Origin of the sequence: Bradyrhizobium sp. Pha-3 (assembly GCF_042258325.1) — a bacterium.
Classification (GTDB): domain Bacteria; phylum Pseudomonadota; class Alphaproteobacteria; order Rhizobiales; family Xanthobacteraceae; genus Bradyrhizobium; species Bradyrhizobium elkanii.
Genome location: NZ_CP170151.1, coordinates 3,763,159 through 3,788,660 on the forward strand (window position 1 = coordinate 3,763,159; position 25,502 = coordinate 3,788,660).

Annotated in this window: 24 protein-coding genes; 6 read left to right on the plus strand and 18 right to left on the minus strand. The window is 63.5% G+C overall.

The genetic code is table 11. The features are described from left to right. Positions 1-45: 45 nt before the first annotated feature. The 15 genes from torT to ACE10X_RS17370 form a co-directional block, all read right to left on the minus strand. A complete protein-coding gene (gene torT / locus ACE10X_RS17300; RefSeq protein ID WP_375764377.1) occupies positions 46-1,146 on the minus strand; it encodes a TMAO reductase system periplasmic protein TorT in 1,101 nt (366 codons plus the stop codon). 103 nt (positions 1,147-1,249) lie between these two features. Then, on the minus strand, positions 1,250-3,211 hold the full coding sequence (locus ACE10X_RS17305; protein ID WP_375764378.1) for a hydantoinase B/oxoprolinase family protein: 1,962 nt from the start codon (positions 3,209-3,211) through the stop codon (positions 1,250-1,252). A 3-nt stretch (positions 3,212-3,214) separates the two neighbouring features. Beyond that, positions 3,215-5,242, minus strand: a complete 2,028-nt coding sequence (locus ACE10X_RS17310) for a hydantoinase/oxoprolinase family protein (RefSeq protein ID WP_375764379.1) — start codon at positions 5,240-5,242, stop codon at positions 3,215-3,217. 166 nt (positions 5,243-5,408) lie between these two features. After that, positions 5,409-6,368, minus strand: a complete 960-nt coding sequence (locus ACE10X_RS17315; protein WP_038381953.1) for a helix-turn-helix domain-containing protein — start codon at positions 6,366-6,368, stop codon at positions 5,409-5,411. 105 nt (positions 6,369-6,473) lie between these two features. Beyond that, on the minus strand, positions 6,474-7,439 hold the full coding sequence (locus ACE10X_RS17320) for a LysR family transcriptional regulator (RefSeq protein ID WP_038381957.1): 966 nt from the start codon (positions 7,437-7,439) through the stop codon (positions 6,474-6,476). A gap of 217 nt (positions 7,440-7,656) precedes the next feature. Further along, positions 7,657-8,634: a biotin-dependent carboxyltransferase family protein gene (locus ACE10X_RS17325; RefSeq protein WP_304556060.1), complete on the minus strand. Its 978-nt coding sequence runs from the start codon at positions 8,632-8,634 to the stop codon at positions 7,657-7,659. Further along, positions 8,624-9,499, minus strand: a complete 876-nt coding sequence (locus ACE10X_RS17330; RefSeq protein WP_038381949.1) for an allophanate hydrolase subunit 1 — start codon at positions 9,497-9,499, stop codon at positions 8,624-8,626. Before ACE10X_RS17330 ends, ACE10X_RS17325 begins: the two co-directional genes overlap by 11 nt. A gap of 42 nt (positions 9,500-9,541) precedes the next feature. Next, complete coding sequence (locus ACE10X_RS17335) at positions 9,542-10,942, minus strand: acetyl-CoA carboxylase biotin carboxylase subunit (RefSeq protein WP_375764380.1); 1,401 nt, start codon at positions 10,940-10,942, stop codon at positions 9,542-9,544. Between the two features lie 16 nt (positions 10,943-10,958). Further along, on the minus strand, positions 10,959-11,201 hold the full coding sequence (locus tag ACE10X_RS17340) for an acetyl-CoA carboxylase (protein ID WP_018270951.1): 243 nt from the start codon (positions 11,199-11,201) through the stop codon (positions 10,959-10,961). Positions 11,202-11,239: 38 nt separating this feature from the next. After that, the gene (gene pxpA, locus ACE10X_RS17345) at positions 11,240-11,968 is read right to left on the minus strand and encodes a 5-oxoprolinase subunit PxpA (protein ID WP_018270952.1); all 729 of its coding nucleotides are present in this window, start codon (positions 11,966-11,968) and stop codon (positions 11,240-11,242) included. A 91-nt stretch (positions 11,969-12,059) separates the two neighbouring features. Further along, the gene (locus tag ACE10X_RS17350; protein ID WP_038381947.1) at positions 12,060-13,247 is read right to left on the minus strand and encodes an ABC transporter substrate-binding protein; all 1,188 of its coding nucleotides are present in this window, start codon (positions 13,245-13,247) and stop codon (positions 12,060-12,062) included. A 31-nt stretch (positions 13,248-13,278) separates the two neighbouring features. Next, a complete protein-coding gene (locus tag ACE10X_RS17355; protein WP_375764381.1) occupies positions 13,279-14,352 on the minus strand; it encodes a branched-chain amino acid ABC transporter permease in 1,074 nt (357 codons plus the stop codon). Between the two features lie 3 nt (positions 14,353-14,355). Next, positions 14,356-15,270 carry a branched-chain amino acid ABC transporter permease gene (locus ACE10X_RS17360; protein WP_375764382.1) on the minus strand — a complete coding sequence of 305 codons (915 nt, stop codon included), beginning with the start codon at positions 15,268-15,270 and terminating at the stop codon, positions 14,356-14,358. Between the two features lies 1 nt (position 15,271). Continuing rightward, a complete protein-coding gene (locus ACE10X_RS17365; protein WP_375764383.1) occupies positions 15,272-15,994 on the minus strand; it encodes an ABC transporter ATP-binding protein in 723 nt (240 codons plus the stop codon). Next, positions 15,991-16,764, minus strand: coding sequence for an ABC transporter ATP-binding protein (locus ACE10X_RS17370; protein ID WP_375764384.1), 774 nt, complete (start codon positions 16,762-16,764; stop codon positions 15,991-15,993). The genes ACE10X_RS17365 and ACE10X_RS17370 overlap by 4 nt, the downstream gene beginning before the upstream one ends. Positions 16,765-16,864: 100 nt before the next feature. On the opposite strand from ACE10X_RS17370, the gene ACE10X_RS17375 reads away from it, so the two are divergent. Then, positions 16,865-17,785, plus strand: a complete 921-nt coding sequence (locus ACE10X_RS17375) for a LysR substrate-binding domain-containing protein (protein WP_375764385.1) — start codon at positions 16,865-16,867, stop codon at positions 17,783-17,785. A gap of 143 nt (positions 17,786-17,928) precedes the next feature. On the opposite strand, the gene ACE10X_RS17380 is transcribed toward ACE10X_RS17375, so the two are convergent. After that, positions 17,929-18,291, minus strand: coding sequence for a hypothetical protein (locus ACE10X_RS17380; protein WP_375764386.1), 363 nt, complete (start codon positions 18,289-18,291; stop codon positions 17,929-17,931). Positions 18,292-18,299: 8 nt separating this feature from the next. Continuing rightward, complete coding sequence (locus tag ACE10X_RS17385) at positions 18,300-18,827, minus strand: hypothetical protein (protein ID WP_375764387.1); 528 nt, start codon at positions 18,825-18,827, stop codon at positions 18,300-18,302. 66 nt (positions 18,828-18,893) lie between these two features. Here ACE10X_RS17385 and ACE10X_RS17390 point away from each other — a divergent pair, with 66 nt between their 5' ends. Both ACE10X_RS17390 and ACE10X_RS17395 read left to right on the plus strand, forming a co-directional pair. After that, positions 18,894-19,505, plus strand: coding sequence for an exopolysaccharide biosynthesis protein (locus ACE10X_RS17390; RefSeq protein ID WP_038381942.1), 612 nt, complete (start codon positions 18,894-18,896; stop codon positions 19,503-19,505). Between the two features lie 108 nt (positions 19,506-19,613). Beyond that, positions 19,614-19,886, plus strand: coding sequence for a DUF2312 domain-containing protein (locus tag ACE10X_RS17395; RefSeq protein ID WP_016842183.1), 273 nt, complete (start codon positions 19,614-19,616; stop codon positions 19,884-19,886). A gap of 213 nt (positions 19,887-20,099) precedes the next feature. On the opposite strand, the gene ACE10X_RS17400 is transcribed toward ACE10X_RS17395, so the two are convergent. Beyond that, positions 20,100-20,693, minus strand: a complete 594-nt coding sequence (locus ACE10X_RS17400; protein WP_375764388.1) for an alpha-ketoglutarate-dependent dioxygenase AlkB — start codon at positions 20,691-20,693, stop codon at positions 20,100-20,102. 511 nt (positions 20,694-21,204) lie between these two features. On the opposite strand from ACE10X_RS17400, the gene ACE10X_RS17405 reads away from it, so the two are divergent. The 3 genes from ACE10X_RS17405 (at position 21,205) to ACE10X_RS17415 (ending at position 25,500) form a co-directional block, all read left to right on the plus strand. Then, on the plus strand, positions 21,205-22,191 hold the full coding sequence (locus ACE10X_RS17405) for an ABC transporter permease (protein ID WP_375764389.1): 987 nt from the start codon (positions 21,205-21,207) through the stop codon (positions 22,189-22,191). A 59-nt stretch (positions 22,192-22,250) separates the two neighbouring features. Beyond that, positions 22,251-23,273, plus strand: coding sequence for a sugar ABC transporter substrate-binding protein (locus ACE10X_RS17410; protein WP_028334112.1), 1,023 nt, complete (start codon positions 22,251-22,253; stop codon positions 23,271-23,273). Positions 23,274-23,388: 115 nt separating this feature from the next. After that, entirely contained in the window at positions 23,389-25,500 is a 2,112-nt protein-coding gene (locus tag ACE10X_RS17415) for an SMP-30/gluconolactonase/LRE family protein (RefSeq protein ID WP_038381935.1), read from the plus strand. Positions 25,501-25,502: the final 2 nt, after the last annotated feature.

Below are 25,502 nucleotides of genomic sequence, written 5' to 3' on the forward strand. Positions count from 1 at the left end.
ACGGGTGGGAGCAGGTGCTCCCACCCGTCACCATTTGCGAGCGGCTTATTTGGCCTTGACCGAATAGACCGGTGTCCAGCTCGCCGGCGCCAGCACGAGGTCCATCTGCAATTTCGGTACGGTGGTCTTGTCGATGACCGCGGCGATCGGCTGGACAAGGCTCATGACCGGCTTCTTCTCGATGAGACGCACCGCCTGATCGATCGCGACGGCGCCTTCGCCGACCGGATACTGGGTTGCGAAGGCGAGAATATCGCCGCGGTTGAGCGCGTCGAGCATGGCCTGGTTTTCGTAAGACGATACGATCTTCAGGTCGCTTCGGCCGGCCTCGGCAACGGCGCCGATGGCAGCTTCAGCGGTAGGGGCGGTGCCCCAGATCACGTTCATGCCGGGATAGGCCTGCAAGGCGTCCTGAATGAGCTGAAGCTGCACGGCGACGCCGGAGTCGCCGAATTTCTCGGCCAGAATCTTGGCGTTCGGGTTCTTGGCAACGGCCTTCTTGAAGCCTTCGTTGAACGACTCCGCCCAGCCAGAGCCGGCCGGACCGGGGAATGTCACGATGTTGAGCTTGTCGCCAGGCTTGGATTGCGCCAGCAGGCCGGCGCCGGTGACTTCGCCCATGGCGACGAAGTCGACGTAGTTGGCCGCGGGCAACGCGTTCGGCGGCAGCGGGTTGGTGACGCCGACGACCGGCACGCCCTTGGCCTTGGCTTCCTCGAACTTCTTGCTGAGGCCTGCGCCGGAGATGGCGCCGACGATGATGGCGTCCGGTCCGCTCGCCATGCAGTCATCGAATTGCGACAGCTGTTTCGGCAGGTTCTCGTAACCTCCGGCCTCGTAGAGGTTCATGTTGACGTTCATCGCCTCGGCCTGTTTGACGATGCCATAGGCAACGGCGACCCAGAAACTGTCCTTCATGTGCGGAAACAGCACGCAGAGCCTGTAGGGCTTCTCGGCCTTCGGCAGCGGCGTGTACTCGGCCGGCTTCGGTGTGCCGGACGACGCGTCGTAGACCTTCATCGGAAACCACGGCGTCTCGGCCGCGGCCGGCGCGACCGCGGCGGCAAGGGTGAGGCTTGCGGCAAGGCCGAGCGCGCGGCGGATCGGCCAAACTCGATTGGGGGAAAGGCACGTCGTACTCGTCATAGCACAATCCTCATGGCTCGAATGAAAGTGGAGGGGCGATGTCGGATCCAGTTTCTCGTGAACGCTCTGTGCCGCCGGCCGGCGGTGCGGCCGGCGATGGCAATCAACCCGCTTTCCACATTGCGACCGAGCGCCGTTCAAACACTTCGCGGAACTGGCGCGTGGATTCGGGAAGCAAGGCGCCGGTGCCCCAATCGAGGATCACCGCGTGCTTGCGGATCGCGTCGAGCGCGTCGATTACCCCGCTGCGATAGCGTTGCGCCACCAGCTCCGGATCGAGCCGGACGTTGGCAACGCGCTCGGAGCGGATCTTCGCGCGGAGCGCCCCGGTCGCGACCTTGTCGACCTCGTAGTTGCAGAGCTCGGCGTCGATAGCGTGCACCACGACGCCATAGTCCTTGGCGGCACGCTCGACCGAGACATAGTCGTCCTTGATATCCTCGACGACGAGGTTCGGATCGCGCTCCAGCGGATCGCCAAACCCGCCGCCGCCGGCGGTCGGACGCGAGAAAGTGTCGCCTTCGCCGATCGGGACGTCCGAGAAGATCGAGCCGAGCCGCTCCTCGGCCGCGGCGCCGGCGCGCCTTAAGGTCAGGCCGTGCGGCATGGATGGCAAGCCACCCTCGATGCCCCACACAATGGCGCGTTCGCGGTCGCAGATATAGGAGATCACGGTCTTCTCGGCCTGAAGCATCCGCGACGTCTTCACCACGCCGGCGCCGCCGCGCCACTTGCCGGGGCCGGGAGAGTCCTTGAGGATCTCGCATTCCGTGGTCAGGATCGGGTTGGCGCGCTCCTGGCCTTCGACCGGCTGCGACATCAGGCCGGTGCCGAAGCAGGCGGTCGTGACATTGCTGCCATCCTTGCCGTTCCGCCCGCCCCAGCCGCCGGGCAGCCAGTCATAGAACATGAAGATCGGCTTGTCGGAGTTGCGGGCATCGAGCCCGCCGGTGAGCAGATATTCGAGATTGAACGCGCAAGCGAGCGCGCGCGACGGCATCAGCTTCGACCACATTTCGTAGATCGAGTTCATGATCTTCTCGAACGGCATCAGAAAGCCGGTGACCGCGATCGGCCATTTGGCATCGACGATCGAGCCTTCGGGGGCGATGATCTCGAAGCAGCGGTAGAAACCGGAATTGAGCGGCAGGTCGGGGAAGAATGTCTTCATGCCGGCGGCGACGGCGGAAAAGGTCGCGCCGAACGCCGAATTGTAGATGGAGCCGATGGTCGGATGGCTGCCGGTGAAGTCGTAGATCGCGCGGTCGCCCTTGATTGTCATCTTGATGCGGATCGGGATCATGCCTTCGCCGCCGGCTGGATCGCGGTCGATGAAATCGACCGTCTCCCATTCGCCGTCAGGAAGCGCTGCGATGCGTTGGCGTGCCGAGCGTTCGACATAATCCTGCACGGCGGCAAGCCCGGTCTCGACGGTATCACGGCCATATTTGCCGACCAGGCGCAGGATTTCGCGTTCGCAGACGGCCGTCGCTTCGGCCTGTGCCTGGATATCGCCGATGATCGAGGCCGGATCGCGCGTATTCGAGGCGATCAGATGCGCGACGTCCTTGCGCAGGCCGTTCTTGTCGAACAGCCGGACCGGCGTGATGCGCAGGCCCTCGCGGAACATCTCGCGGGCGGCGACGTCGAACGATCCCGGCACGCTGCCGCCGACGTCGGACCAATGTCCGTTGGACTGGCTGAAGGCGATGATCTTGCCGTCGGCGAAGATCGGACGGATCAGGCGGACGTCCGAGAAGTGCGTGCCGCCGGCATAGGGATCGTTGATGGCGAAGACGTCGCCCTCATGCATGTCGCCTTCGAAATGGCGCATGACATCCTTGCAGGTGAAATGCAGCGTGCCGACGTGGACGGCGATATCCTGGTTGCCCTGCGCCGCGCATTCGCCGTTGGCGTCATGCAGCGCGCTCGAGAAATCGCGATTGTAGATGACGAAGGAGTAGCAGGTCCTCAAGACCTGCTCGCCCATCTGGTCGACGCTGGTGATGAAGGAGTTCTTCAGAACCTCGAAGGTCACGGGGTCGAGCGGGAGAGCTCCGGCCATGGTTCACTCCTTCACGCGGATGATGATGTTGAGATATTTGTCGACCTCGGCGCTGGCGCCGGGCGGAACGACAGTGGTGGCATCGACCTGCTCGATGATCGCGGGGCCTTGAAAAGAGAAGCCGCAGGGCAGGTCGTCGCGCCGATAGACGGGTGTATCGAGCCCGCTGCCCTCGAACCAGACCCTGCGGCGGCTGACCGGCTCGGGGCTAGCGCCGGTCGGCTCGTGAACGGCAAACTCGGCCTTGGGGACCACCCCCACTGCCTTCAGATTGAGACGGAAGAAGCTGACCGGTGCGCTGTCGCGGCGGAAATTGTATTCGCGCTGATGCTCGGCATGGAAGCTCTGCACCAGATCGGCGATCGCGCCGATCGGCCGCGGCGCGTTGACGGAAAGCGAACGCCACTGGCCGCGATACATCATGTCGATCGAGCGCTGCAGCACGATGTCCTGCTGCGCGACGCCCTCATGGGTCAACCGCGTGAGCGCGGCTTTCTCGAGCTCGGCGAACTGTGCCTCGATCTCGGTGGCGTCGGCCTCGGCGGCGTCGGCCATGCAGCTTTGCGAAAAATCGTGCTGCATGTCGACGAGCAGGCAACCGAGCGCTGAGGTCACGCCAGGATTGGGCGGTACGATCACGACGGGAATCGCCAGCTCACGTGCGACGTCGACCCCATGCAGGGCACCGGCGCCGCCGAACGCCACCAGCGCAAAATCGCGTGGATCGTAGCCGCGACTGATCGAGATCAGCCGCACCGCATCCGACATGTTGGCGTTGGCGACCTTGACGATTGCATCTGCGGCTTCATGCAGGCCGAGGCCGAACGGCTTGGCAACGCCGCCCTCGACCGCTTGCCGCGCCAGCTCGGGGTCGAGCTTGACCTTGCCACCGGCGAGATCGGTGCCAAGCCGGCCGAGCGTCACGTTGGCATCGGTGTTGGTCGGTTGTGTATTGCCGTTGCTATAGCAGGCCGGTCCCGGATAGGCGCCGGCCGATTGCGGGCCGTTGCGCAGCGAGCCGGCCGGATCGGTCCAGGCCAGCGAGCCGCCGCCGGCACCGATGGTGAGCACCTCGATCGATGCGAAGCGGATCGGATAGCCGAACTCGATATGCCAGTCCTTGGTGATCCGCGACTGGCCCTCATAGGCCAGCGACACGTCGGTCGATGTGCCGCCCATGTCGAGGCCGATCGAATTGGGGAAACCGCAAAGACCGGCGATATGGCGGCTGGCTATGGCGCCGGCGGCGATGCCGGAGCCGGCAAGGCGCGCCGCAAAATCCTTCACGCTCGCCGGCGTCATCACGCCGCCGCCGGTGTGCAGCAGCAGAAGGTCGCGGGTGTAGCCCTCGTCTGAGAGGCGCTCGCCGAGCCGGCTCGTGTAGTTGACGACGACCGGGCTCACCACGGCATTGGCGACCGTCGTCGAGAACCGCTCGTGCTCGAAGATTTCGGGAAGCACTTGCGAGGAGATCGAAACCGGAATGTCGGGCATCTCGGCCAGCAGAATATCGCGCATCGCGCGCTCATTGGCGCCGTTGAGATAGGCGTTCATGAAGCACACCGCGACTGCGGCGACGCCGCGACGTTTGAGGATGCGTGCGACGCTGCGCGCGGCTTCGACGTCGAGCGGTTCGATCACCGTGCCGGCAGCATCGACGCGTTCGGGCACGGTGAGGCGGTCGCGCCGTGGCACATAGGGCCGGACCACGTCCTTGTAGGTGTCCCACAGGTCTTCCTTGTTGGCGCGCCGGATCTCGATGACGTCGCGGAACCCCTTGGTCGTGACCACGGCGGTGCGCGGCAGGCGGCGCGTGATCAGCGCGTTGGTGGCAATCGTGGTGCCGTGCGAGAACAACGCCACCTTCGACAGGTCGATGCCGGCCTTGGATACGCCGCCCATGATCCCTTCGATCGGGTCGCGCGTGGAGGAGGTCTTCTCGATGCGCACGAGACCGGTCGTCTCGTCCATGATGCAGATGTCGGTGAAGGTGCCTCCGACGTCGACGGCCACACGAAGGTTCTGCGCCATGCCTCTTCCTTTCGAACGAGCGTTTCGCCGATTTTAGGCAGAGCGGCGGCTTCCGTTCTTGACGCTGAGCGCAGGAAGATTTGTGCGAGAGAGCGAACCGTGCCGGTGCCCATACATGCCCAGACCGGCGGCGGTGTGCCTAAGAATCGATCAGTAGGGCCAGTCTTCAGGAGTTGGCTGTGCGCGAAATGGCGCGCGCCTCGCTCGGGGTGCATCCGAACCGGCCGCGATAGTTGCGGCTAAACTGCGCCTGGTCGGCAAAGCCCCATTGATAGGCGATTTCCGAAATGCTCTTGCGGCAGTTCGCATCGCGCAGCAGGGCGTCGCACATTGAAAGGCGCTGGTTGCGGATATAGGCGCAGACGGTCAGACCTTCGCCCTCGAAAATCTGGTGCAAATAGCGCAGCGAGATGCCGCAGCCGTCGGCAATCATCTGCGGTGTGAGCCGCATATCGTCGAGGCGGGCACGGATGAATTGCTCGCATCGCAGCAAATGGCCGTTGCGCACGGAGGACGAGTGACCGGTCAACACACGGTCGTCGGATTCAATGGCCATCGCAAGCAGCTCGATCAGGTGCTTGCCCATCATCGTGCGCGCCGTCTCGTCCATTTCTTCGATCCGCTCACTGGACAGGCGCAACGTGTCGACGAACAGCGCACCGACGCTGCGGCTGGCGTCGAATTGCAGCGTCGCGAGGCGCTCGGGCCGGGAAATGCGGGCGCGCAGCACTGCGCTCGGGATCTTCAGACACCACAGCGCCGTCGGATCCTGATGGCTGAACTCGTAGGGTAGGTGGCTGCGTTCGATCAGGAACGCGCCCGGCCGGCAATGCACCACCTTGCCGTCCTGCTCGAAACGGATTTCGGCGAGCTCGGGCACCGTGATCAGGAATGACTCCTCCCGCTCGCTCAGGAGATGCCGCTCATGCCGCTTGTACAGCAGGCCGTTGGCAATGTTGCGGGACACCGAGACAGGGCCCATCGACCAGGCGCCGAGGCGCGCATTGAAGTCGCGCGTGCTCGGGAAGCGCAGGTCGAGCGAGTAATAGGTCTTCGAGACGACATCCTGCCAGTACTGGCGGCGGGTCTGCGACGGAATGTCGTTGGTCGTGTACGTGACTTGCATGTCTCACTCCCGCCGCCGGCTGTGCCTCCGGTCGTCGTGTCCCCGGGCAAAGTTTGGCGAGGACAGCCGGACGGCGTCAAGTCGAATAAAACGGAAACTGATATTCTAGATTTCGATGGCCTCCTCGGCCTGGTGCCGGTGATCGACGCTGACGGGGGGCCGGGCCGGCCCGACGCCGGCAACCGCAAAGCGCATGAAATCGCGGAAAGCCATCGCAGCCTCCGATGGCTTGGTGTCGCGACGCCAGGCAAGACCGATGTCCATGCTGGGCACCTCGTCCTCGATGACGCGGGTCTCGATCCGCTGCCCCTCCAGCGACCAGGGCCGGTAGATCAGGTCGGACAGAATGGCGATCCCCATGCCGCCGGCGACCATGGAGCGGACGGCTTCGACCGAGGAGGTGCGGAACACCGTCTTCGGTTCGAGCGAGGCGTTGTTCCAATAGCGCATCGAGGTGTGCTTGGCCTCGTCGACCGTGAGCATAACGTAGGGATAGGTCGCGACGTCAGCGAGATGGACCCGCTCGGCACGGGTCAGGGGATGCTCGGGGGCAAGCCACAGCCGGCGCGGCGATCGCAGCAAGGTCTCGCTGGTGAGCATGGCGTTGTCGCGCAGGTTCGAGACCAGCATCACCGCGAGGTCGAGCGCACCATCGACGAGTGCGCGCTCGAGCACGTCGCGCGGCGCCTCGAACAGCTCGATCGTGATTCCGGGGAAACTCGCCTTGAAGCGCATCTGATGACGCGGCAGGAAGTAGCCCGACACGGTGTAGGTGACGCCGACGCGGATCGTCCCGAACAGGGGGCCGGCGGACATCTGCGTGTCGCGCACCGCCTCGGCGACGGCGGCGAGGATTTGACGGCCCTGGGAGAGGAAGCGGCTGCCCTCCATGGTGACGGTTACGCCGTTCGGCGCGCGCTCCAGTAAGCGGGCGCAGACGGTGGCCTCGAGCTGCTGGATCGCCGCGGTGACCGCGGATTGCGAGACGTTGAGATCGATGGCCGCCTGGCTGATCCGCCCGGTCTCGGCGGCGGCGACGAAGTAGCGGATCTGTTTCAGAGAAACGGACATCGCGGTTGTTCCGATGTTTGCATAACTCATGAGCAGTGTTTCTCAGCCCGAATGTGTCCGCTGCAACTCTCGTGCCGCCCGACGGAAAGCACGCCGTGGCACAGACCTCAGATGTGCGAGCGCGCAACCGATAGCCACAGGTTTAGACGTGACCATGTGCGATCGCGTCGGCGCCGGCGGCCGAGGTCCGTTGGCAGATGCGGCGAGCTCCTGGCGATTACGCCATGGCGCTGCGAAGCTTGCCCAGCAGCTCGGTCCGGCTCTTGCGTGCCGCAAGCGCCTGATCCATGTCGACCTTGACGAACTTCACCGGCGTGTTGGGTTGCAGCTGACCGATCAGATCCATGTCCGCGGCGATCACGGTGCCGACCATGAAGTAGCCGCCGCCGGATACGGCGTCGCGATGCAGCACGATCGGCTCAGTGCCGCCGGGAACCTGGATCGAGCCGTAGGGATAGCAGGCATCGGTGATGTTGGATGGATCGGAGCCGGCGCCGAACGGCGGTTCGCGCGGAACGAATTCGAGCGGCTTGCCGCCCTTGAAGCGGTAGCCGATCCGGTCGGCCTCCGGCGCGACCTTCCAGGTGTCGGAGAAGAACCCGTTGCCGGCGGCCTCGGTGATGCGGTGCCAATAGAGGCCGGGCATGGCGCGCAGCTCTGTCGGCATTCCCGCCGGTTGCCCGCGCAATTCGTTGGCGACGGTGCGGCCGTCCTTGACCGGCACGCTGGCATGGCCGACCGGCAATTCGTCGCCGGCCTCGAGCTTGCGGCCCTTGAAGCCGCCGAGCGCGCCGAGTGCGTAGGTCGATCGCGAGCCGAGCACCACGGGCACATCGATGCCACCGGCGACCGCGATGTAGCCGCGCGCGCCTCGCTTGAGGAAGTCGAAGGAGAGAATCTGGCCGCGCTTCACCTTGAAGCTCGTCCAGGTCTCGCGCGGGTCGCCGTCGAGTTTCGGCGGCAGCTCCGCGCCGGTGACGGCGACCGTGGCGTCCTCGGTGAATTCGAGCTCGGGCCCCATGAACACCGCTTCAAGCACCGCTGCGCCTGCATCATTGCCGACGAGCAGATTTGCGGCGACCAGCGCGTGACGGTCCATGCCGCCGGAGAGCGGAATGCCGATGTGATAATAGCCGGGACGTCCGAGGTCCTGGACGGTGGTCGCAAGACCCGGCTTCAAAACCCTAACGGCCATGGAGAACTCCATCGAGCTTGCTGTTGTAGCCATCAATGTCGCGGTTGAACTCGGTCAGCGAGAACGAGACGTCGCGGATCACGGGCGCAAATCGGCCGGCGTCGACGTCGGCGACCGCCGAGTCATAGGCTGCCCGGTCGATCGGTTTCCATTTCACGATGTCGCCCGGTTTGAACAGGCACATGAAGTCGCGCAAATAGCTGATGGTCTGGTTGGGATCATAGATCGGCATCGGCGTGATGCCGAACATCTGGTAACCGCCGGCGCCGCGCACCGAATAGATGCAGCTGAAACAGCCGCCATGCCCGACGGTGAGCTTCGGCGTATCCGTGCGCGGGCGCAGATATTTCGGGGCCTGAAGCTGCCGCTTGCGCTCGACCATCTGGTAGAGGAAGGGCAGGCCGGCGACGAAGCCGACCATCGAGACGAACCAGGGCGCGCTGGAATGCGCCTTGATGAAGGCCTCGACGCTGTCGAGGCCGTTGATCCGCGCGGCGTATTCGAGGTCGGTGCCGTCAGGATCCTGGTGACGCTCGCGGAAGCGCATCAAGGTCTCATGGGTCCAGGGATCGTTGTAGAGCACGGGAATCTCGATGATCCGCGTCTTGATTACCGGTTCAGATTTCTCGGATGCGGAATCCAGCCGCTTCAGCTCGGCGAGCAGATCGTCCGGCTTGATCTGATCCGGGTCGAACTTGACCTGATAGGACGCGTTCGCCGGGCAGATCTCGGTGACGCCCTTGATCCTGGCATCGCGCACCGCATTGGTGATGAACAGGCTCTTGAAAAAGGCCTCGAGCGACATCGCTTCGCCGACCTCGGCGAAAATGTGCTCATCGCCGCCGAAGGAAAATCGAGTTTGCATGCTAGCGGCCTCCTGTTGCTGACGGGGCGGATTTTCTCGACATCATGAGGCGATCTTCGCGGCTGATGGCGGCTGAGCGGTGGCAAGCGCGTCGGCATGAGACTCAAGCCATGGTTCGAGCCATGCCGTATGGAAGCGTCCAGCCTGGACGTCGGCGTCGCGCGCCAGCGCCTGGTGCAGGGGCTTGGTCGTGAAAATGCCTTCCACGCTGAGCTCGGCAAGCGCGCGCTCGAGTTTCTTCATGGCGCTCGGCCGATCCTTGTCGTGCACGATCAGCTTGCCGAGCAGGCTGTCGTAGAAGGGAGGCACCGTGTAGCCCTGATAGAGCATGCTGTCGAAGCGAACGCCGTCGCCGACGGGCAGGCTGAGCGCGCTCACCGTGCCCGGGTTCGGCAGGAAGTTTCTGGCGGGATCCTCGGCGTTGATACGGACCTCGATCGAATGGCCGCTGACGCGCATCTCGTTCTGGCTAATGCGCAAGCGTTCGCCGCCGGCGATCTGGATCATCTCGCGGACGAGGTCGATGCCCGTGATCATTTCCGTGACCGGATGCTCGACCTGGATGCGGGTGTTCATCTCCAGGAAGTAGAATTCGCCGGTGGCGTCGTCGTAGAGATATTCGAGCGTCCCGGCGCCGCGATAATTGACCGCTCTGGCGAGTGCCACGGCCGAGGTGCAGAGCCTCTCCCGCACGGCCTGGGTGAGCGAGGGCGAGGGGGCTTCTTCCCACACCTTCTGGCGGCGGCGCTGCAACGAGCATTCGCGCTCGAAGCAATGGATCACGTCGTGTCCGTCGCCGAGCACCTGCACCTCGATATGCCGCGCGCCTTCGATCAGCTTTTCGACGTAGAGCCCGCCGTCGCCAAAGGCCGCGAGCGCCTCGGCCTGTGCCTGTGGCATCAGATGCTGAAACTCCTCTGGCGACCGCGCAATGCGGATTCCGCGTCCGCCACCTCCGGCGGCGGCCTTGATCATCACGGGGAAGCCGGTTTTCTCGACCAGCGCGAAGGCCGCTTCCGCCGACTCCAGCCGCCCCTGGCTGCCGGGGACGGTCGGCACGCCGGCCGCGGCGGCGGCCTCGCGTGCCGCGACCTTGTCGCCCATCAGCCGGATCGATTGCGCGGTCGGGCCGACAAAGATCAATCCCGCCGCTTCGACAGCTGCGGCGAACTCGGCGTTCTCGGCCAGGAAGCCGTAGCCGGGATGGATGGCGTCGGCGCCGGTGCTCCGCGCCGCGGCAAGGATGGCCGCCTGGTTGAGATAGGATTTCGACGCCTGCGGCGGACCGATATCGACCGCTTCGTCGGCGAGCCTGACCGCAAGCGAGTCCTGGTCGGCCTTGCTGTAGACCTGCACGGTTGCAATGCCGAGATCGCGCGCTGCGCGGATGATGCGCACCGCGATCTCGCCGCGATTGGCTATGAGGAGCTTCTTGATCGCCATGGCTGGTCGGAGAGCCCTAAACATCGATTTCGGCGATCGGCTGGCCGGCCATCACGGCATCTTCATTCTCGGCCAGGAAGCGGACGATCTTGCCGGCGATGCCGGCTTTCACCTCGTTGAACGATTTCATCACCTCGATAAGCCCGATCGTGTCGCTCTCGGCGACGGCGTCGCCGTCGTTCTTGTAGACCGGCTTGTCGGGCGCGGGCTTGCGATAAAAGATGCCTGGGAGCGGCGAGAAGATCTGCTGCGTTGCCATTGTTTCCTCGTGGTGTATTGGTTCGTTGCCGCGACGGTTCAGCGCGCGGTGAGATAGGGGCGCACCGCCTCGCGGACGGCCTCGGCGATGGCGACGGCGTTCGGCGTGTCGGAGTGGATGCAGATCGAATCGGAGCCGACCACGATGTCGTTTCCGGCCACCGTGCGCGTCTTGCCTTCATTGACCGCCCTTGCGCATCGGGTGGCGGCGTCGGCCGGATCCTTCGCCTCGTGTTCGCGGGTGATGATCAGGCTGCCGTCGGCATTGTAGTCGAGGTCTGCATAGTATTCGGCGACGAAGGCATGACCGCGCCGCTCGTAGACCTTCTGGTGCAGCGTTCCCTTCATGCCGAGCAGCGGCACCTTGTAGACGTCAGCGGCATCAGCCACGGCTTCGGCGATCTCCTCGCTACGCGATGCCATGCCGTAAAGTGCGCCGTGCGGCTTGATGTGATTGAGCGCCATGCCTTCGGCATCCAGGAAGGCCTTGAGTGCGCCGATCTGATAGAGCAGGCAATTGGCCAGCTCCTCGCGGTCGATCTTCATCTCCCGGCGACCAAATCCCTGCAGATCGGGCAGCGACGGGTGCGCCCCGACCTTGACGCCAAATTGCTTGGCGAGCTGCACGGTCTTGCGCATGTGATTGAAGTCGGAGGCATGAAAGCCGCAGGCGACGTTCGCGACGTCGATATGAGGCATCAATGCCTTGTCGTCGCCCATCTTGTAGAGACCGTAGGCCTCGCCCATGTCGCAGTTGATCACGACCATCTCCTGATTTCCTTCCAACTGGCTTTGCATATGACCGGCGAAGGCCGCCCCGGGGTATGACTGGCGCACCCAGGGCGGCGCATTTACCGGGTTACTTGGACACCAGATAGTCGAGCGGGATCTTTTCCGAGATCGTCCACTGGTCGATCACCTGCGGCTTGCCGGCCTCGGTGTCGACGATCAGGTAGCGACCCTGGTTCTGGTGGTGGATGTCCTTGGTGAAGGTGCGCGGCCCGAACAGCGTGGACTCGTTGTTCATCTTCTCGAGCTCGGCCACGACGGCCGCCGCATCGGTCGATTTGGCGCGTTCGACCGCCCTGGCCCAGACGTCGATCAGGACGTAGCCCGGATAGACGTACTGGCTGGAGGGGTCACCGCCGGTGACCTCCTTGTACTTCTTGTTGAACTCGTTGACCTTCGGGTTCGGATCGTCGCCATAGACCGAGCCCTGCACCGGGACGTAAAAGTTCGAGAGGTCAGGAACTGCGTTCATCCAGTAGCTGCCGTCGACACCCGACCCGTTGAGGATCATCGACTTGATGCCGGCGGCACGGATCTGCTTGATGGCGGAGACCGCGCCCGGCATCATCGTGCAGAGCATGATGGCGTCAGGCTCCTTCGGCAGGCTCTTGATGCGCGTGATCTGCGAGGCGATCGAGGCATCGTCGTTCTTGAAGGTGTCGCTGCCGACCAGCTTGGCCTCCTTCAGGCGCGGCAGCATCCAGTCGAAGCCGTCGCAGATGCCCTTGTTGTAGACGGTCCAGCTGTCGAGCAGCCGATAGAAGCTGCGTGCGTTCTTCTTGGTGTAAGCCCATTCCGACATGGTCGCTCCCTGCACCGGTGCCAGCACCGAGGCCGAGAACGAGAACGGGCCGACGCCGGGGATGCCGGCCTTGATCGATTCGGCGCAGAGGAAGAAGGAAACCTTGCCGGCAGCCTGCGCCTGCAGCGCCGCGGGCGCGCCGAAATCGTAGTCGCACGAGACGATGACGAGGTCGGCACCCTGGTCGAGCACCGCAAGGCCGGCTTTGGCACCCTCGGCCTGATCGGTCTTGGTGTCGGCAAAGACGGGCTTGATCTTCTTGCCGAGCAGGCCGCCGGCCTTGTTGATCTCCTCGATCCGGATCAGCGCCGCGTCCTGCGCCGGCTTGTCATAGGCCTGCATGAATCCGGATGCAGCGGTCGCAAATCCAACAACGATCTCGTTGGCTGCCCGGGCCGGTGTGAACCAGAGCGCGGATGCTCCGGCCAAGATGCTGAGTAATGTCGTAAAGCGCATAACCCCACTCCTCCAATTGTACAAACGAGCGTCAGTGCAGTTCCTTCAGCGCGGTCTGGACCGGTGGCGTCAGGCGGCGCTGCAACGGCCATCGACGCCAGGAGAATTCCTGGTTGCGGGTCAGTCCCGTCGGCAAGTACATCAGGATCGCGATGGTGATGATGCCGATCGCGATCTCCTGGACACCGTTCGGCAGGCCGACGGTGTGACCGCCGAGGCTGATGCCCTTCTCGAGATTGCGGAACAGCTCGATCAGCACGGATATCGCGACCACGCCCGAGACGGCTCCGCTGAGGCTGTACATGCCGCCGACCACCAGCATCGACAGCGTGATGAACGTCGTCCGCAGATAGAATGCGCCGGGATTGACGATGCTCAGGAAATGCGCGTACAGCGCGCCGGCGAGCCCAATGATGAAGGCGCTGACGACGAAGGCGATCAGCCGTTCGCGAACGATATCGATGCCGGAGGCGCTGGCCGCGACAGCTTCGTCTCGTGTGGCGCGAAGTGCCAGTCCGGAGCGCGAGATCGAGTAGAGATAGGCGATCGCGATGGCCACGGCGCCGCCGATCCAGCCGGTCCAGACATTCGTGGTGGGCGGAATGCCGACGATCGAACCCTGTCCGCCCGTCACCGAATCCCAGTTCGAATAGACATTGTTGATGACGCCGAGCAGGCCGAAGGTCGCAATCGAGGCGGCGATGCCCGACAGGCGCATGATGACGCGCCCGACGATCAGCGCGAACAGTGCCGCAAACAGTCCGGATATCGGCGTCGCCACCCACATCGGCAGTTGCGCGTGGAGCAGCCACGCCGGCAGGCCCTTGAGCGTGATCGACTTCATCACCGGCGGAATCGTGAGCCAGGCGGTCATGTAGGCGCCGAGGCACATGAAGCTGATATGGCCGAACGACAGCAGGCCCGAATTGCCGACGAAGACGTAGAGCCCGACCACCACCATGATGTTGATGAACATCTCGACCACGGTGCGGTTGAAGGCCCGGCTGCCGAATTGATAGGAGAGGGCGGCCATGATGAGCAGCGCCACGATCAGCACGATCGGCGTGATGATCGTTTGCCGGATGACGGACGGCCGCTGCGACATCGATCAGACCCTCTGCTTGGCGGATTTCGGTGCGAACAGGCCCTGCGGCCGCACCAGAAGGACGACGATGACGGCGCCGTAGACGAAGGCGTCGCGGAATACCCTGGCGTCGTGTGGCAGGGTCGCCTGGAACACGACGCTGGCCGCACCGATCAGGAAGCCGGCGGCAACGGCGCCGGGAATGCTGCCGAGGCCGCCGATCACGGTCGCGATGAACGCGATCAGCATCACGTTGGCGCCCATGCCGATGTCGGCGGTGCCGGAATTGGTCGCCAGGATCAGGCCGATCGCCGCCGCCAGCATGCCGCTGATGGCGAAGGCCAGCAGGATCACGCCGTTGGCGCGGACCCCGAGCATGCGCGCCATGGTGAAATTGTCGGCGGCCGCGCGCATCTCGAGCCCGTAGCGCGTGCGCTTGAGGAACAGGACGAGGACGACCAGCACGGCCAGCGTGATGATGATGGTCACGACCTGGAGCATCGGGATGTGAGCGCCCAGGAGTTCGACCGGCAGGCCGAGGCTCGGCCACCGCGTGATCGACTTCGGCCGGCTGGAAAACAGCATCAGCAGGAGATGCCGGATCACGAAGCCGAGCGCGAAGGAAGCGATCATCATCGTCGCCGGATTGGCATTGCGGAAGCGGCGGAAGACGACGATCTCCGACAGGATCGACAGCGCGGCTCCGATCAAGAGCAGCAGCGGGATCAACAGATAGAACGGCAGCTGCCCGGCAAAGACGATCGCCGCCGCATCGATCGACGGCCACAGCATGGCGAAGACGCAAAACGCGATGAAATCGCCGTGGGCGAAGTTGACGAGCCGCATCACGCCGAAGATCAGGGCGATGCCGAGCGCACCAAGGGCGTAGAGGCTGCCGAGGCTGAGGGCATCGAAGATGATCTGGAGCAGCTCGCGCATCTCAATGATCTCCGAAGCCGAAATAGGACTGCTTCAGACGATCATCCTTGACCATATCGGCCGCAGGGCCCTCGAGCACGATGCGGCCGCCGCGGATCAGGACCATCCGTCCGCCCGTCATCATGGCGCGTGTCGAGCTCTGCTCGACGATCAGGAGGGTGAGCTTGCGCTGCGTCCGCAGCCGCACCAGGATCTCATAGACCTGGTCGATGATCTTTGGCGCAAGGCCGAGCGACGGCTCGTCGATCGCCATGATGCGGGGCGCGGCCATCAAGGCGCGGCCAATGACGAGCATCTGCTGCTGGCCGCCGGAGAGCATGCCCGCCGAGGTGTGGCGACGCTCGGCCAGCATCGGGAATTCCTCGTAGACCTGATCCAGATCGTCGGCGATCTTCTTGCGGTCGGCGCGCATCCCGGTCCCGACCTTCAGATTCTCCTCGATCGTCAGCGCGCCAAAGACGTTGCGTCCCTCCGGAACCAGGGAGAATCCACGCCGGGCGATGTCTTCGGGCGCGGCACCCGTGATCTTTGCGCGATCGATCATGATGGACCCGGAGCCCGGTGGCACGACGCCCGCGATGGCGTTGAGCAAGGTCGACTTGCCGGCGCCGTTCGGGCCGGTCACGAACAGGATTTCGCCTTCATCGATCTTCAGCGTCAGGCCGCGGAGAGCCGTCAGGCGCCCATAGCTGACGGTGATGTCGTCGACGGCAAGCAGCGTCATGACGCGACGGCCTCTTCGGCGGCGACCGGCGGAAGCGGCTCGTCGCGCTGCGTACCCATATAGGCGTGCCGCACCGCATCGCTGTCACGGATCTGAGCGGGCGGGCCGGCTTCGATGACCTCGCCGGAATCGAGGACGTAGATCCGCTCGCCGAGCTCGAGCACGAGGCCGATATTGTGCTCGATCAGCAGCACCCCGACATTGAGCTCGCCGGCGATCCGCCGGATGATGGCGGCAAGTTCGTGGCTCTCATGCTCCGACATTCCAGCCGCCGGTTCGTCGAGCAGCAGATAGCGCGGTGTGCACATGATGGCGCGGCCGATCGCGACGCGGCGCTCGTCGGTATAGGGCAGCGCGCCGGCGATCGTGTTGGACAGATGCGAAATGCCGAGCCAGGCCATGACGCGCTCGGCTTCACCGATCGCCTCCGGACGGGATTGGCCCAGGCCGACGCCGGTCACCTCAAGGTTGTCCATCACCGGCAGGTCGCGGAAAAGTCGACCCGACTGGAAGGTTCGCGCCACTCCTTTGCGGCGCAGCTTGTGCGCTGCAATGCCACTTAGCGTCTCGCCCTCCAGTTCCACGGTTCCGGCGCCAACCGGCTGGAAACCCGTCAGCACATTAATAAGGGTGGTCTTGCCGGCTCCATTCGGACCGATCAGTCCGACGATACGTCCCCGCGGTACGGTCAAGGTCACGTTGGACAGCGCCTTCAGGCCTTCGAATTGGACGCTGATATCGCGCGCGACCAATTCCAAACCATCGGACATGACCTCAATGCCTCTCACTCGCGAACCGACGGATTGATTTTTCCGTTCCCCCGGGGGATTGTAAAATTCGAAATATCGTTCGCTGATATCGGAAATTTTTATGTCTCTGACGTTCCGTCAGGTTCGGCATTTCATCGCAACCGCCGAGACCGGGCGCGTTTCGGCCGCCGCGGCGGCGCTCAGCGTGACGCAGTCTGCGGTCACCGCGTCCATCAAGGCGCTCGAGGCTGAGCTTGGCCACAAGCTGTTCGACCGTCATTCGAACGGCGTGACGCTGACCTTTGACGGACGGGAGTTCTTGCAGCGTGCCCGCGCCATCGAGGCCAGCGTGTCGGATGCCATACGCGGGCCGCATCGCTGGGGAATGCAGGTCGACGGCACCGTCGATGTCGCCGTCAGCTACACCATCGCCGGCTATTTCCTGCCGCCCTTGTTGTCGCGCTTCTGGCGATCATTCCCGGGCATCACGGTGCGTCTCCACGAGTTTCCGCGTGACGCGATCGAGCAGAGCTTGATCAGCGGTAGCGTCGATGCGGCCATCATGCTGGTCGCGAACCTGCATGACCGGCACTCCATTCGCTCGCGGCTCTTGTTGCGCTCGCCGCGTCGCTTGTGGACCTGCGTCAATCATCCGCTGCTGCGCAAGGACAGCATCAAGCTGGCGGACCTGGCAAGCGAGCCCTATCTGATGTTGACCGTCGATGAAGCCGAACGCTCCGCGATGCGTTACTGGCAGCATACGGCGCACGTGCCGAACGTCATCTTCCGGACTCTGTCGGTCGAAGCGGTTCGCAGCATGGTCGCAACCGGCATGGGAATTACCATTCTGTCCGACATGGTCTACCGTCCCTGGTCGCTGGAAGGACATCGCATCGATCTCAAGACGCTCGATGACGATGTCCACACCATGGATGTCGGGCTTGCCTGGAAGGACAAGGCGAAGCTTTCTCCGGCGGCTCGCGCGTTCTGCGAGTTCGTTGCTCATTCCTATCCCGGATCCGAGCCGATCCAATTTGAATAGCGGACTTGCCCCTGCCAAGGGCAGGCTTGCGCAGCGTCTTTCCCTGGCCGGAGCCTGGTCAAACTGCTCATGATGGATTGGACCGAAGGTTGCCGACACGTGCCTCTGCCCCAACGTCGAACAGGCAAAGGCGGCGCAGGATGTCAGGGGTTACCTGTAGGCTTGGACATCGCTGAACGCGCGCGTCTCAGGGCAGTGGCGGCGACAACGCCTGCGCAACAGCCGGCGCCTTTGACGAATATGTCTTTTATGTAGCCATGCCTGCCGGCGAGCAGCTTTTGAATGAGTTCGAAGCCGACAATGACGGCGAGAAGCGCCAGCAGGATTGGCAGGACATGCTTCGGATAGGCGAACGAAAAGACGGCACCGACAACGAAGAGCGCGGCAAAGCGATCGGCGTTTGGCGATATCAACGTGTGGGGACGAAATGCCAGCGTTGTATCGGTGACGATGAAGAGGCCCAGGATCAAACCCCAAGCCAAATATCGGAATACGGTTTGGGGCATTTCTGAGCTCAACGGGCCATGTTGGGCGCGACATTGAGCGGTGCGCCCCCAATCGAAACGGGACCCGAGGACCTGGCGGCCCGAGGCGGCGGCTTTCTCAGCTGCGGGGCGGTTGGCGCGATCGGGGGGCGCGGCACCTCGGCCGCAACAGGTGGCGGCGGCGCCGCCGGCGGGGGCAGATGCTGCAACTCGTCGACCTTCGAGGTCAGGGCCGCCAGCTGGTCGGTAATGGCCTTCAATTGCGCCTGCCCGTCGGCTACCGACCGATCGAGTGCGGCGAGGTCTTCCTCGAGCTTCTGCTGGGCCGCGAGGAGAGTTGGCAATGCCTCCTTGTCGCTCGTCGTCATCGCCTCGCCGGACGATTCGTGGCTTATGGCGGGGACCAATGCCGCGACTTCGGGCCAAGCGTAGACGCCGCCGGCGCCGACAAGGGCGAGGACGACGATCAGAAGGAACCACGGCCAGCGGCGGCGACCGGCGGGCAGGGGGCTTTTCGGCGCATAGCCGTGCCACGCCTGGTCGGAATCGTTGTCCATCAATGCTTCCTAGGCGCCTCTGGCATTCGTTGCAATCGATACGGAGTTCGACCATGTTACCGGGTAATGCTCCATTTGCCCGTTTCCCCCTCAGCGCCTACCCGTACTTCCCAACTCCTCGAAGAACTCGTCGCGCAAGCACCTGACGGCCCCGTCGACCTTGAATGGCTCCTCAGCCATCTCGACAGGCGCTCGTTCGGGCTGCTCCTGCTGTTGCTGGGGCTACTCGTGATCGTCCCTGGCGTGGCCACGGTTGCGACGCTGGCCCTCCTGTTTCCGGCGGTCGAGATGATGTTGGGGCACAGTGCTCCATCCTTTCCCCGCTTTCTGTCGAAGCGGCCGTTCGACTTCAAGCGATTCAAGCGGTTTACCGTCAGGGCGGGTCCGCTGCTGCGCGCGATCGAGAACATCAGCCGGCCGCGCTGGAACGCGCGCCATGACGTGACTGACCGGCTTGTTGGCTTGGTCGTGTTCCTGTTGGGTCTGTTGGCGGGCTGGCCCCTGCCTCTGGTCAACGTCATTCCCGGGATTGTGGTTGTCCTGATCGCGATCGCTTACCTGCAGGAAGATGGTCTGCTGTTGGCCGTGGCAATGGCGGCCGCGGTGATGTCCTTGCTTGGCCTTGGATGGACGCTCTGGACGTCGGCCGCGGCCGTAATCAGCTGGATCGCGGTCTGAAATACCGCGGCAAGCCGCGGGGTAGATGCGCTACAGGACTGCTGAAGTTTAAGACATTGGTTATCACTTTGCTTTCATTTTCACTGCCTCATTCAACAAAGAGGCACCATGTCTGACATCACTATTCCCGGCGGAAAAATTCGTTCCTTCATCGAGCGGATCGAGAATCTGGACGCTGAACTGCAGGAACTGAACGAGCAGAAGAAGGAAGTGTTTTCGGAAGCCAAGGGTGAGGGTTTCGACGTGAAGATCCTCAAGGAGATCGTCAAGCTGCGAAAGCAGGATCAGGATGAGCGCGACGAGCGCGAATCGCTGCTCGACCTCTACATGCGCGCCATGGAAACGGCACCGGCGGACAAGGCTGCTGCGAAAGCGGCGTGAGAAGCCCGGTGCGTTCCCCGCGATCGATTCCGGGGGCGCGCGATCTCTCGGCGGACGAACTTCCCAAGCTCGTCCGCCCCGTCCCATCAACCATTCGCGCGGCGTTGGTCGCACCTTCCGCTCATGATTGCGTCTTCCGATCGGATCGGAGTAGCGCTCGATCAGGGTTGATGCGGCGATGCGCAGCGGAGCGCTGGAACCGGCAATCCAAGGTCATCCCGACACTTTGGCGCCCCGCGCCGTTTCGACCATGGTTCGAAAGGTGATCGAGTATCTGGGGGCCTCGACCGGCGGAATGCTGTGCTCCCATATCTGCCGTGCATCACCGGCCATCAGGTAGAGTGATCGGGGCGCCGCATCGAGCGTGAACCGCTCCCATCCGTTTTCCGTCCGGCGACGAAAGCGGAACTTGCATGCGGATCCCAGGGACAGTCCAAAGATCCGGTCGAAATGCGGCTTGTCGCGGTGCCAGCCGATGCCGACGCCGCGATCACACTCGGTGCACAGGATCTGCCCGATCTCGGTCGACGCGCCGCCGAAGGATTGGATCGCGGCGACGATGCCGCTTAACCAGGAGGGGATCGGTTCGGCACATTCCAGTCGGCGCGATGCATAGTCGTACCGGCAACCGAACGAAGCCACGCGGCGCTTGCCTTCGAACTGTCCGAACTGGAAGGGGGCAAGCGGAAGTGCCCGGATGTGGTGGATGAGTTCGCCCTCGGTCGCTTTGGAGATGAAATCCGGCGCGTAGTGCAGACCCGCCGGTTCTGCGGCGGGCGCATCGAACATCGACAATTGTTCGGACAATCTGGTGCCGTCAGTGTTTGCGAACCTTTCACGAATATGGGCGCGCCGAGACAGAATTTAAACCGGCCGTCAGGTCGCTCGGGTTTCCACCTGGCGCGGCTTTGATGGGCGAAAGGCGGCGTCAACGCTCGGTCCCGGCATTCTCTTTCGCCACGATCTTCAGGCCTTGGCCACGAAGCGATTGCCGCAACGTCGTCGGCTTCGTTCCGTCGCCGCGGGTGACGGCGCTATGAGGACCAGTTGACCTTAGGGACAGGCTCCCAGGCCGAATGTATCCAATATCGCAATGTCGGCTTCAAAAAGACCGATCGAACTCGGAAAATGCGCTTCGATTGCGGGTCCACTCACCAATACAGATATAAACATAATTACAGATAGTTATGAGAGTTTAAGGCGCGAATATATCCTTGGGTCAAGCCAGTTGCTGTCCAAATCTTGGATACGGACGTTGACTTCTGGATACATTCTGTTCAATTTCCGCCCACAATAAAATCAATCCTGGGAGGACCCGGTGACCGGCAGTTCGGGCGCGCGCGGGGCGAAATTGACGCAGACGACGGCCGTGCTGATGATGTGCGCGGTCCTGATCGTCATTTTTTCGATCTTCCTGAAGGGCTTCCTGACGCTGGGCAATCTGTTCGCGCTGGCGCGCAACATTTCGATACTCGGCATTCTCGCGCTCGGCATGGCCGTGGTCGTGATCGGGCGTGGACTGGATCTGTCGCAAGTCGCCTCCTTTGCCGCCTCCACCGCGATCGCGATCATCCTGATGAATTCGGGCTACGCGACGCCGGTCGCGCTGCTGATCGGCTTCGTGATGGCGATCGTCATCGGCATCCTGAACGGGTTTCTGATCTCGGTGATCGAGATGCCGCCACTGCTGACGACGCTGGCGTCGAGCCTTGCGGTGCTGGGAATCGTACGCACCACAGCCGTGCAGCACTATGTCGTCTATCTTTCCAAGGGGCATGACGAATTCCTGCGGCTCGGCGGAAACATCTGGGGCGGCGTTCCGATCTCGATCCTGATCTTCGCGGCCACCGCGGTCGTGGTGCATCTTTTCCTGTCGCGCACCGTGATCGGGCGCTTCGTCTATGCCCATGGCGACAATCCCGACGCCGCGCGTCAGACCGGTCTGCCGACCCGCCCGCTGACCATGATCGAGTACGCGCTGTGCGCCGCGATCGGGTATGTCGGCGGTGTCGTGATGGTCGCGCAGACGGCGCTGATGCATCTCCAGGTCGCGGAATCCACGATCATTTTCGACGTCATCATGGTTGTGGTGCTCGGCGGCGTCAGCCTCGTCGGCGGCCGCGGCAACGTGATGAGCGTCATCGCCGGAACGCTGCTGATCGGCGTGCTGCTGAACGGCATGACCATCATGGACATGGATGTGCAGACCCAGAACATCGTCAAGGGAGTCGTGCTGCTGATCGCGATCCTGCTCGATTCCCGGCTGCATCCGCGCGACGAGGAGACGTCGAAGCAGGGCGATTAAAGCTCTGCATCAACCAACGGGCCGCAACAGTCGGCCGACATAACAGGGGAGGAATTGACATGACGAAAGCTGTGCACAGAAGGGCGTTTGCCGGCATCGGACTGGCGGCGATGGTGGCAACCGCCGCGCTGGTGGCGGCGCCGTCGCAGGCGGCCGGGCCGCGCGACCAGCTGCGCGAGAAATTCGACAAGTCGCTCAAGGGCAAGACGGTGGCCTGGTCGCCGGTCTGGATGGGCGTTCTGGAATCCGAATGGACGCGCGTGATGAAAGATCGCTTCGACGATTACGGCATCAAGCTCGTCACCCGCGATGCCAACATGAAGTCCGATATCCAGCTTCAGACCGTCAGCGACTATATCAACGACAAGCCCGACGTGATCGTGGTGCAAAATCCGAACGTCACGCTGCTCGCCAAGGAGCTGAAGCGTGCGATGGACGCGGGCATCTATGTCGTGCAGGTCAACATGGCATCGAATACCCTGACCGATGCCTATGTCGGCGTCGATGCCAAGGATCTCGGCACCAAGATCGCACGCGAGGTCATCAATCAGTGTGGCGGCGGCAAGGGCTCCGGCGAGGTTGCGATCCTCGAAGGTGAGGCGACCGCGGCCTATTCGCTCGACATGAAGAATGGCGCGATGGAGGTGTTCAAGACCGATCCGTCGATCAAGGTCGTGTCGTCGCAGCCGACAAGCTGGGACGCCAACAAGGCCGGCGACATCACGACCACGGTGTTGCAGCAGCATCCCAAGCTGTGCGGGATCCTCAGCGTCTGGGGACCGCAAACCGCGGGCGCGGCGCAGGCGATCAAGGCGGCCAACATGGGCGACAAGGTGAAGGTGTTCGTCGCCAGCGACGGCCAGCCTGCCGACTGCGATCTGCTCGAGCAAGGCGCGTTCTCCGCGAACCTGTCGTATCGCGCCGACGTGCAGGGCCAGACCATCGCCGACGCGGTGATTGCGCTGTTGCAGAGCGGCGACAAGCCGGGCGCGAAGAACATCGCCTATTACACGACCCCCGCCTGGGTGAAGTCGAAGGACGATCGCATGTACTGCTTCAGCATCCCGAAGGGCGCGAAGTAAGTCGTTCCGGCGCCCGCGCCCACTGCGGCGCGGGCAGGCCGGAGCTGTCGATCCCATTCCCCTGCGTCGTCCCGCCGTTCGGCCGCTGCTGCGCCGAGCCCGCCGGAGTCTGTTGATGAAGAGCCTGCAACGAGCCTGGCACCGCCATTCGCCCCAGTTGTTCCTGGGCGAACTGCTTGAGAAGCGCTGGATGGAGCCGATCATTCCGTTCACGCTGACGATCGCGGTTTTCCTGGCCTTCGCGATCATGATCCCGCGCTACCTGACGGCGGGCAGCCTGCAGGAATTGATGCGGAATTTCGCGGAGCAGGGGATGGTCGCGGTCGCGATGGCCTTCTCCGTGCTGTCGGGCGGCATCGACCTGTCGGTCGGCGCGGTGTTCGCGATGTCGAATTTCCTCGCGCTCTATCTGTATCTCATCCTCGGGCTGCCGCTGCCCGTGACCATCGTGCTTGTCGTCCTGTTCGGCGCGGCGATGGGCGCGATCAACGGAGGCCTGATTGCCTACGGCAAGACCCGGCCGTTCCTGACGACCCTCGTCGTCCTCATCATTGTCCGCGCCGCCTACAACAAGGTGACGGTCGCGTTCACGAACGAGCTCGCCAGCATCGACAGCGGGTCCAGTACGTGGGACTTCATGGGATCGGGGAGGGTTCTCGGCATTCCCTTCAACATGCTGGTGTTGATCCTGCTTGCGGTCGGAACGCACTTCTTCCTCACCCGCGTCAAGCCCGGCGTCCACATCATGGCGGTCGGGTCGAGCCGCAAGGCGGCCCGCCACGCCGGCGTCAACGTCAAGCGCGTCCTGTTCTCGGCCTATGTGATGTCGGGCGCGATCGCGGCGCTGGCGGGAATCCTCTATGCCGCGCGGCAGAGCAGCTCGGGCACCGACACCGGCGTCGGCTGGGAGATCAACGCGCTGGCCGCGGTGGTTCTCGGCGGCATCAGCCTGTCCGGCGGCCGCGGCACCATCGCGCGCGCCGTCATGGGCGCGGCGATCATCTTCATGCTCACCAGCGGCATGGTCCGGCTCGGCATCTCCGGCAACCTGACGACCGCCATCATCGGCATCATCCTGCTGCTCGCGGTCGGCTTCAACGTGAAGTGGGTCAAGAACAAGGGCAAGGTGCTGCAAAAGGTCTATGTCACCCCAAGCTGGGTTGATTTCGCGCCGCCGCCGTCGGTCGAGCGGGGCAGCGGCACGCCGTTCGCGGAGAATGATCGCCTGAAGAACGCGGAAGCGATCGCGCTCAACATGATCGAGGGCCCGGAAGACATCATCCTTGACCGCAAGGACAACCTCTACACCGTCAACCGCAACGGCTCGATCATCCGCTTTCTTGCGCCTGATTATACCGTCCGCGAGGAATTCGCGCGCATCGGCGGCCGGCCACTCGGGTTGGCGTTCGATCGGGATCAGAACCTCCTCGTCTGCATCGCTGGCATGGGCGTTTACGGTGTGAAGCCCGATCGTTCGGTCTTCAAGGTCACCGACCGCACCACGCGCACGCGTACACGCCTCAAGGACGATTCGCGGCTCTATCTCGCTGACGATCTCGACGTCGCGCCCGACGGCAAGATCTATTTCAGCGAGGCCTCGACCCGCTATGAACTGACCGACTGGGCGCTCGACGGCTTTGAGGGGCGCGGCAACGGCCGGCTGATCTGCCACGATCCGAAAACCGGGATCACCAGGACGGTCCTCAAGAACCTGACGTTCCCCAACGGCATCTGCATTTCGCATGACGGTCAGTCGGTGCTGTGGGCCAGCACCTGGCTGTGCCAGATCAACCGCTTCTGGATCGCCGGCCCGAAGGCGGGCACCAGCGAGATCCTGATCGACAACCTTCCGGGCTATTGCGACAACATCAACCGCGCCTCCGACGGCAAGTATTGGCTCGCCTTTGTCGGCCTGCGCACGCCGGTCTATGACCTTGCGATGCGCAACCCTGTTTTCCGCACCCGCATGGTCAAGCAAATCCCGCCGGACGAGTGGCTGTGCCCTGGCATCAACTACGGCTGCGTGGTCAAGTTCGACGACAACGGCGTGGTGACGGAATCGCTGTGGGATCCAGGCGGGCTTTCGCATCCGACCATCACCTCGATCCGCGAGCACAAGGGCCATCTCTATATCGGCGGTCTGGAGAACAATCGCATCGGCCGTATCCGCCTGCAGGACGCCGACCCGACCTGGGAGGCGCACAAGTCCTATTGGGGAGGGGCCTGAGC

Bases quoted from the DNA above. Each gene is read 5' to 3' on its own strand.
- ACE10X_RS17390 (WP_038381942.1), top strand. From the start codon at position 18,894: ATGCTCCATTTGCCCGTTTCCCCCTCAGCGCCTACCCGTACTTCCCAA.
- ACE10X_RS17310 (WP_375764379.1), bottom strand. From the start codon at position 5,242: ATGGCGCAGAACCTTCGTGTGGCCGTCGACGTCGGAGGCACCTTCACC.
- pxpA (WP_018270952.1), bottom strand. From the start codon at position 11,968: ATGGTCGTGATCAACTGCGACATGGGCGAGGCCTACGGTCTCTACAAG.
- ACE10X_RS17370 (WP_375764384.1), bottom strand. From the start codon at position 16,764: ATGTCCGATGGTTTGGAATTGGTCGCGCGCGATATCAGCGTCCAATTC.
- ACE10X_RS17410 (WP_028334112.1), top strand. From the start codon at position 22,251: ATGACGAAAGCTGTGCACAGAAGGGCGTTTGCCGGCATCGGACTGGCG.
- ACE10X_RS17340 (WP_018270951.1), bottom strand. From the start codon at position 11,201: ATGGCAACGCAGCAGATCTTCTCGCCGCTCCCAGGCATCTTTTATCGC.
- ACE10X_RS17360 (WP_375764382.1), bottom strand. From the start codon at position 15,270: ATGCGCGAGCTGCTCCAGATCATCTTCGATGCCCTCAGCCTCGGCAGC.
- ACE10X_RS17380 (WP_375764386.1), bottom strand. From the start codon at position 18,291: ATGCCCCAAACCGTATTCCGATATTTGGCTTGGGGTTTGATCCTGGGC.
- ACE10X_RS17315 (WP_038381953.1), bottom strand. From the start codon at position 6,368: ATGCAAGTCACGTACACGACCAACGACATTCCGTCGCAGACCCGCCGC.
- ACE10X_RS17365 (WP_375764383.1), bottom strand. From the start codon at position 15,994: ATGACGCTGCTTGCCGTCGACGACATCACCGTCAGCTATGGGCGCCTG.
- ACE10X_RS17350 (WP_038381947.1), bottom strand. From the start codon at position 13,247: ATGCGCTTTACGACATTACTCAGCATCTTGGCCGGAGCATCCGCGCTC.
- ACE10X_RS17355 (WP_375764381.1), bottom strand. From the start codon at position 14,352: ATGTCGCAGCGGCCGTCCGTCATCCGGCAAACGATCATCACGCCGATC.
- ACE10X_RS17395 (WP_016842183.1), top strand. From the start codon at position 19,614: ATGTCTGACATCACTATTCCCGGCGGAAAAATTCGTTCCTTCATCGAG.
- ACE10X_RS17375 (WP_375764385.1), top strand. From the start codon at position 16,865: ATGTCTCTGACGTTCCGTCAGGTTCGGCATTTCATCGCAACCGCCGAG.
- ACE10X_RS17330 (WP_038381949.1), bottom strand. From the start codon at position 9,499: ATGCAAACTCGATTTTCCTTCGGCGGCGATGAGCACATTTTCGCCGAG.
- ACE10X_RS17335 (WP_375764380.1), bottom strand. From the start codon at position 10,942: ATGGCGATCAAGAAGCTCCTCATAGCCAATCGCGGCGAGATCGCGGTG.
- ACE10X_RS17385 (WP_375764387.1), bottom strand. From the start codon at position 18,827: ATGGACAACGATTCCGACCAGGCGTGGCACGGCTATGCGCCGAAAAGC.
- ACE10X_RS17305 (WP_375764378.1), bottom strand. From the start codon at position 3,211: ATGGCCGGAGCTCTCCCGCTCGACCCCGTGACCTTCGAGGTTCTGAAG.
- torT (WP_375764377.1), bottom strand. From the start codon at position 1,146: ATGACGAGTACGACGTGCCTTTCCCCCAATCGAGTTTGGCCGATCCGC.
- ACE10X_RS17415 (WP_038381935.1), top strand. From the start codon at position 23,389: ATGAAGAGCCTGCAACGAGCCTGGCACCGCCATTCGCCCCAGTTGTTC.
- ACE10X_RS17320 (WP_038381957.1), bottom strand. From the start codon at position 7,439: ATGTCCGTTTCTCTGAAACAGATCCGCTACTTCGTCGCCGCCGCCGAG.
- ACE10X_RS17325 (WP_304556060.1), bottom strand. From the start codon at position 8,634: ATGGCCGTTAGGGTTTTGAAGCCGGGTCTTGCGACCACCGTCCAGGAC.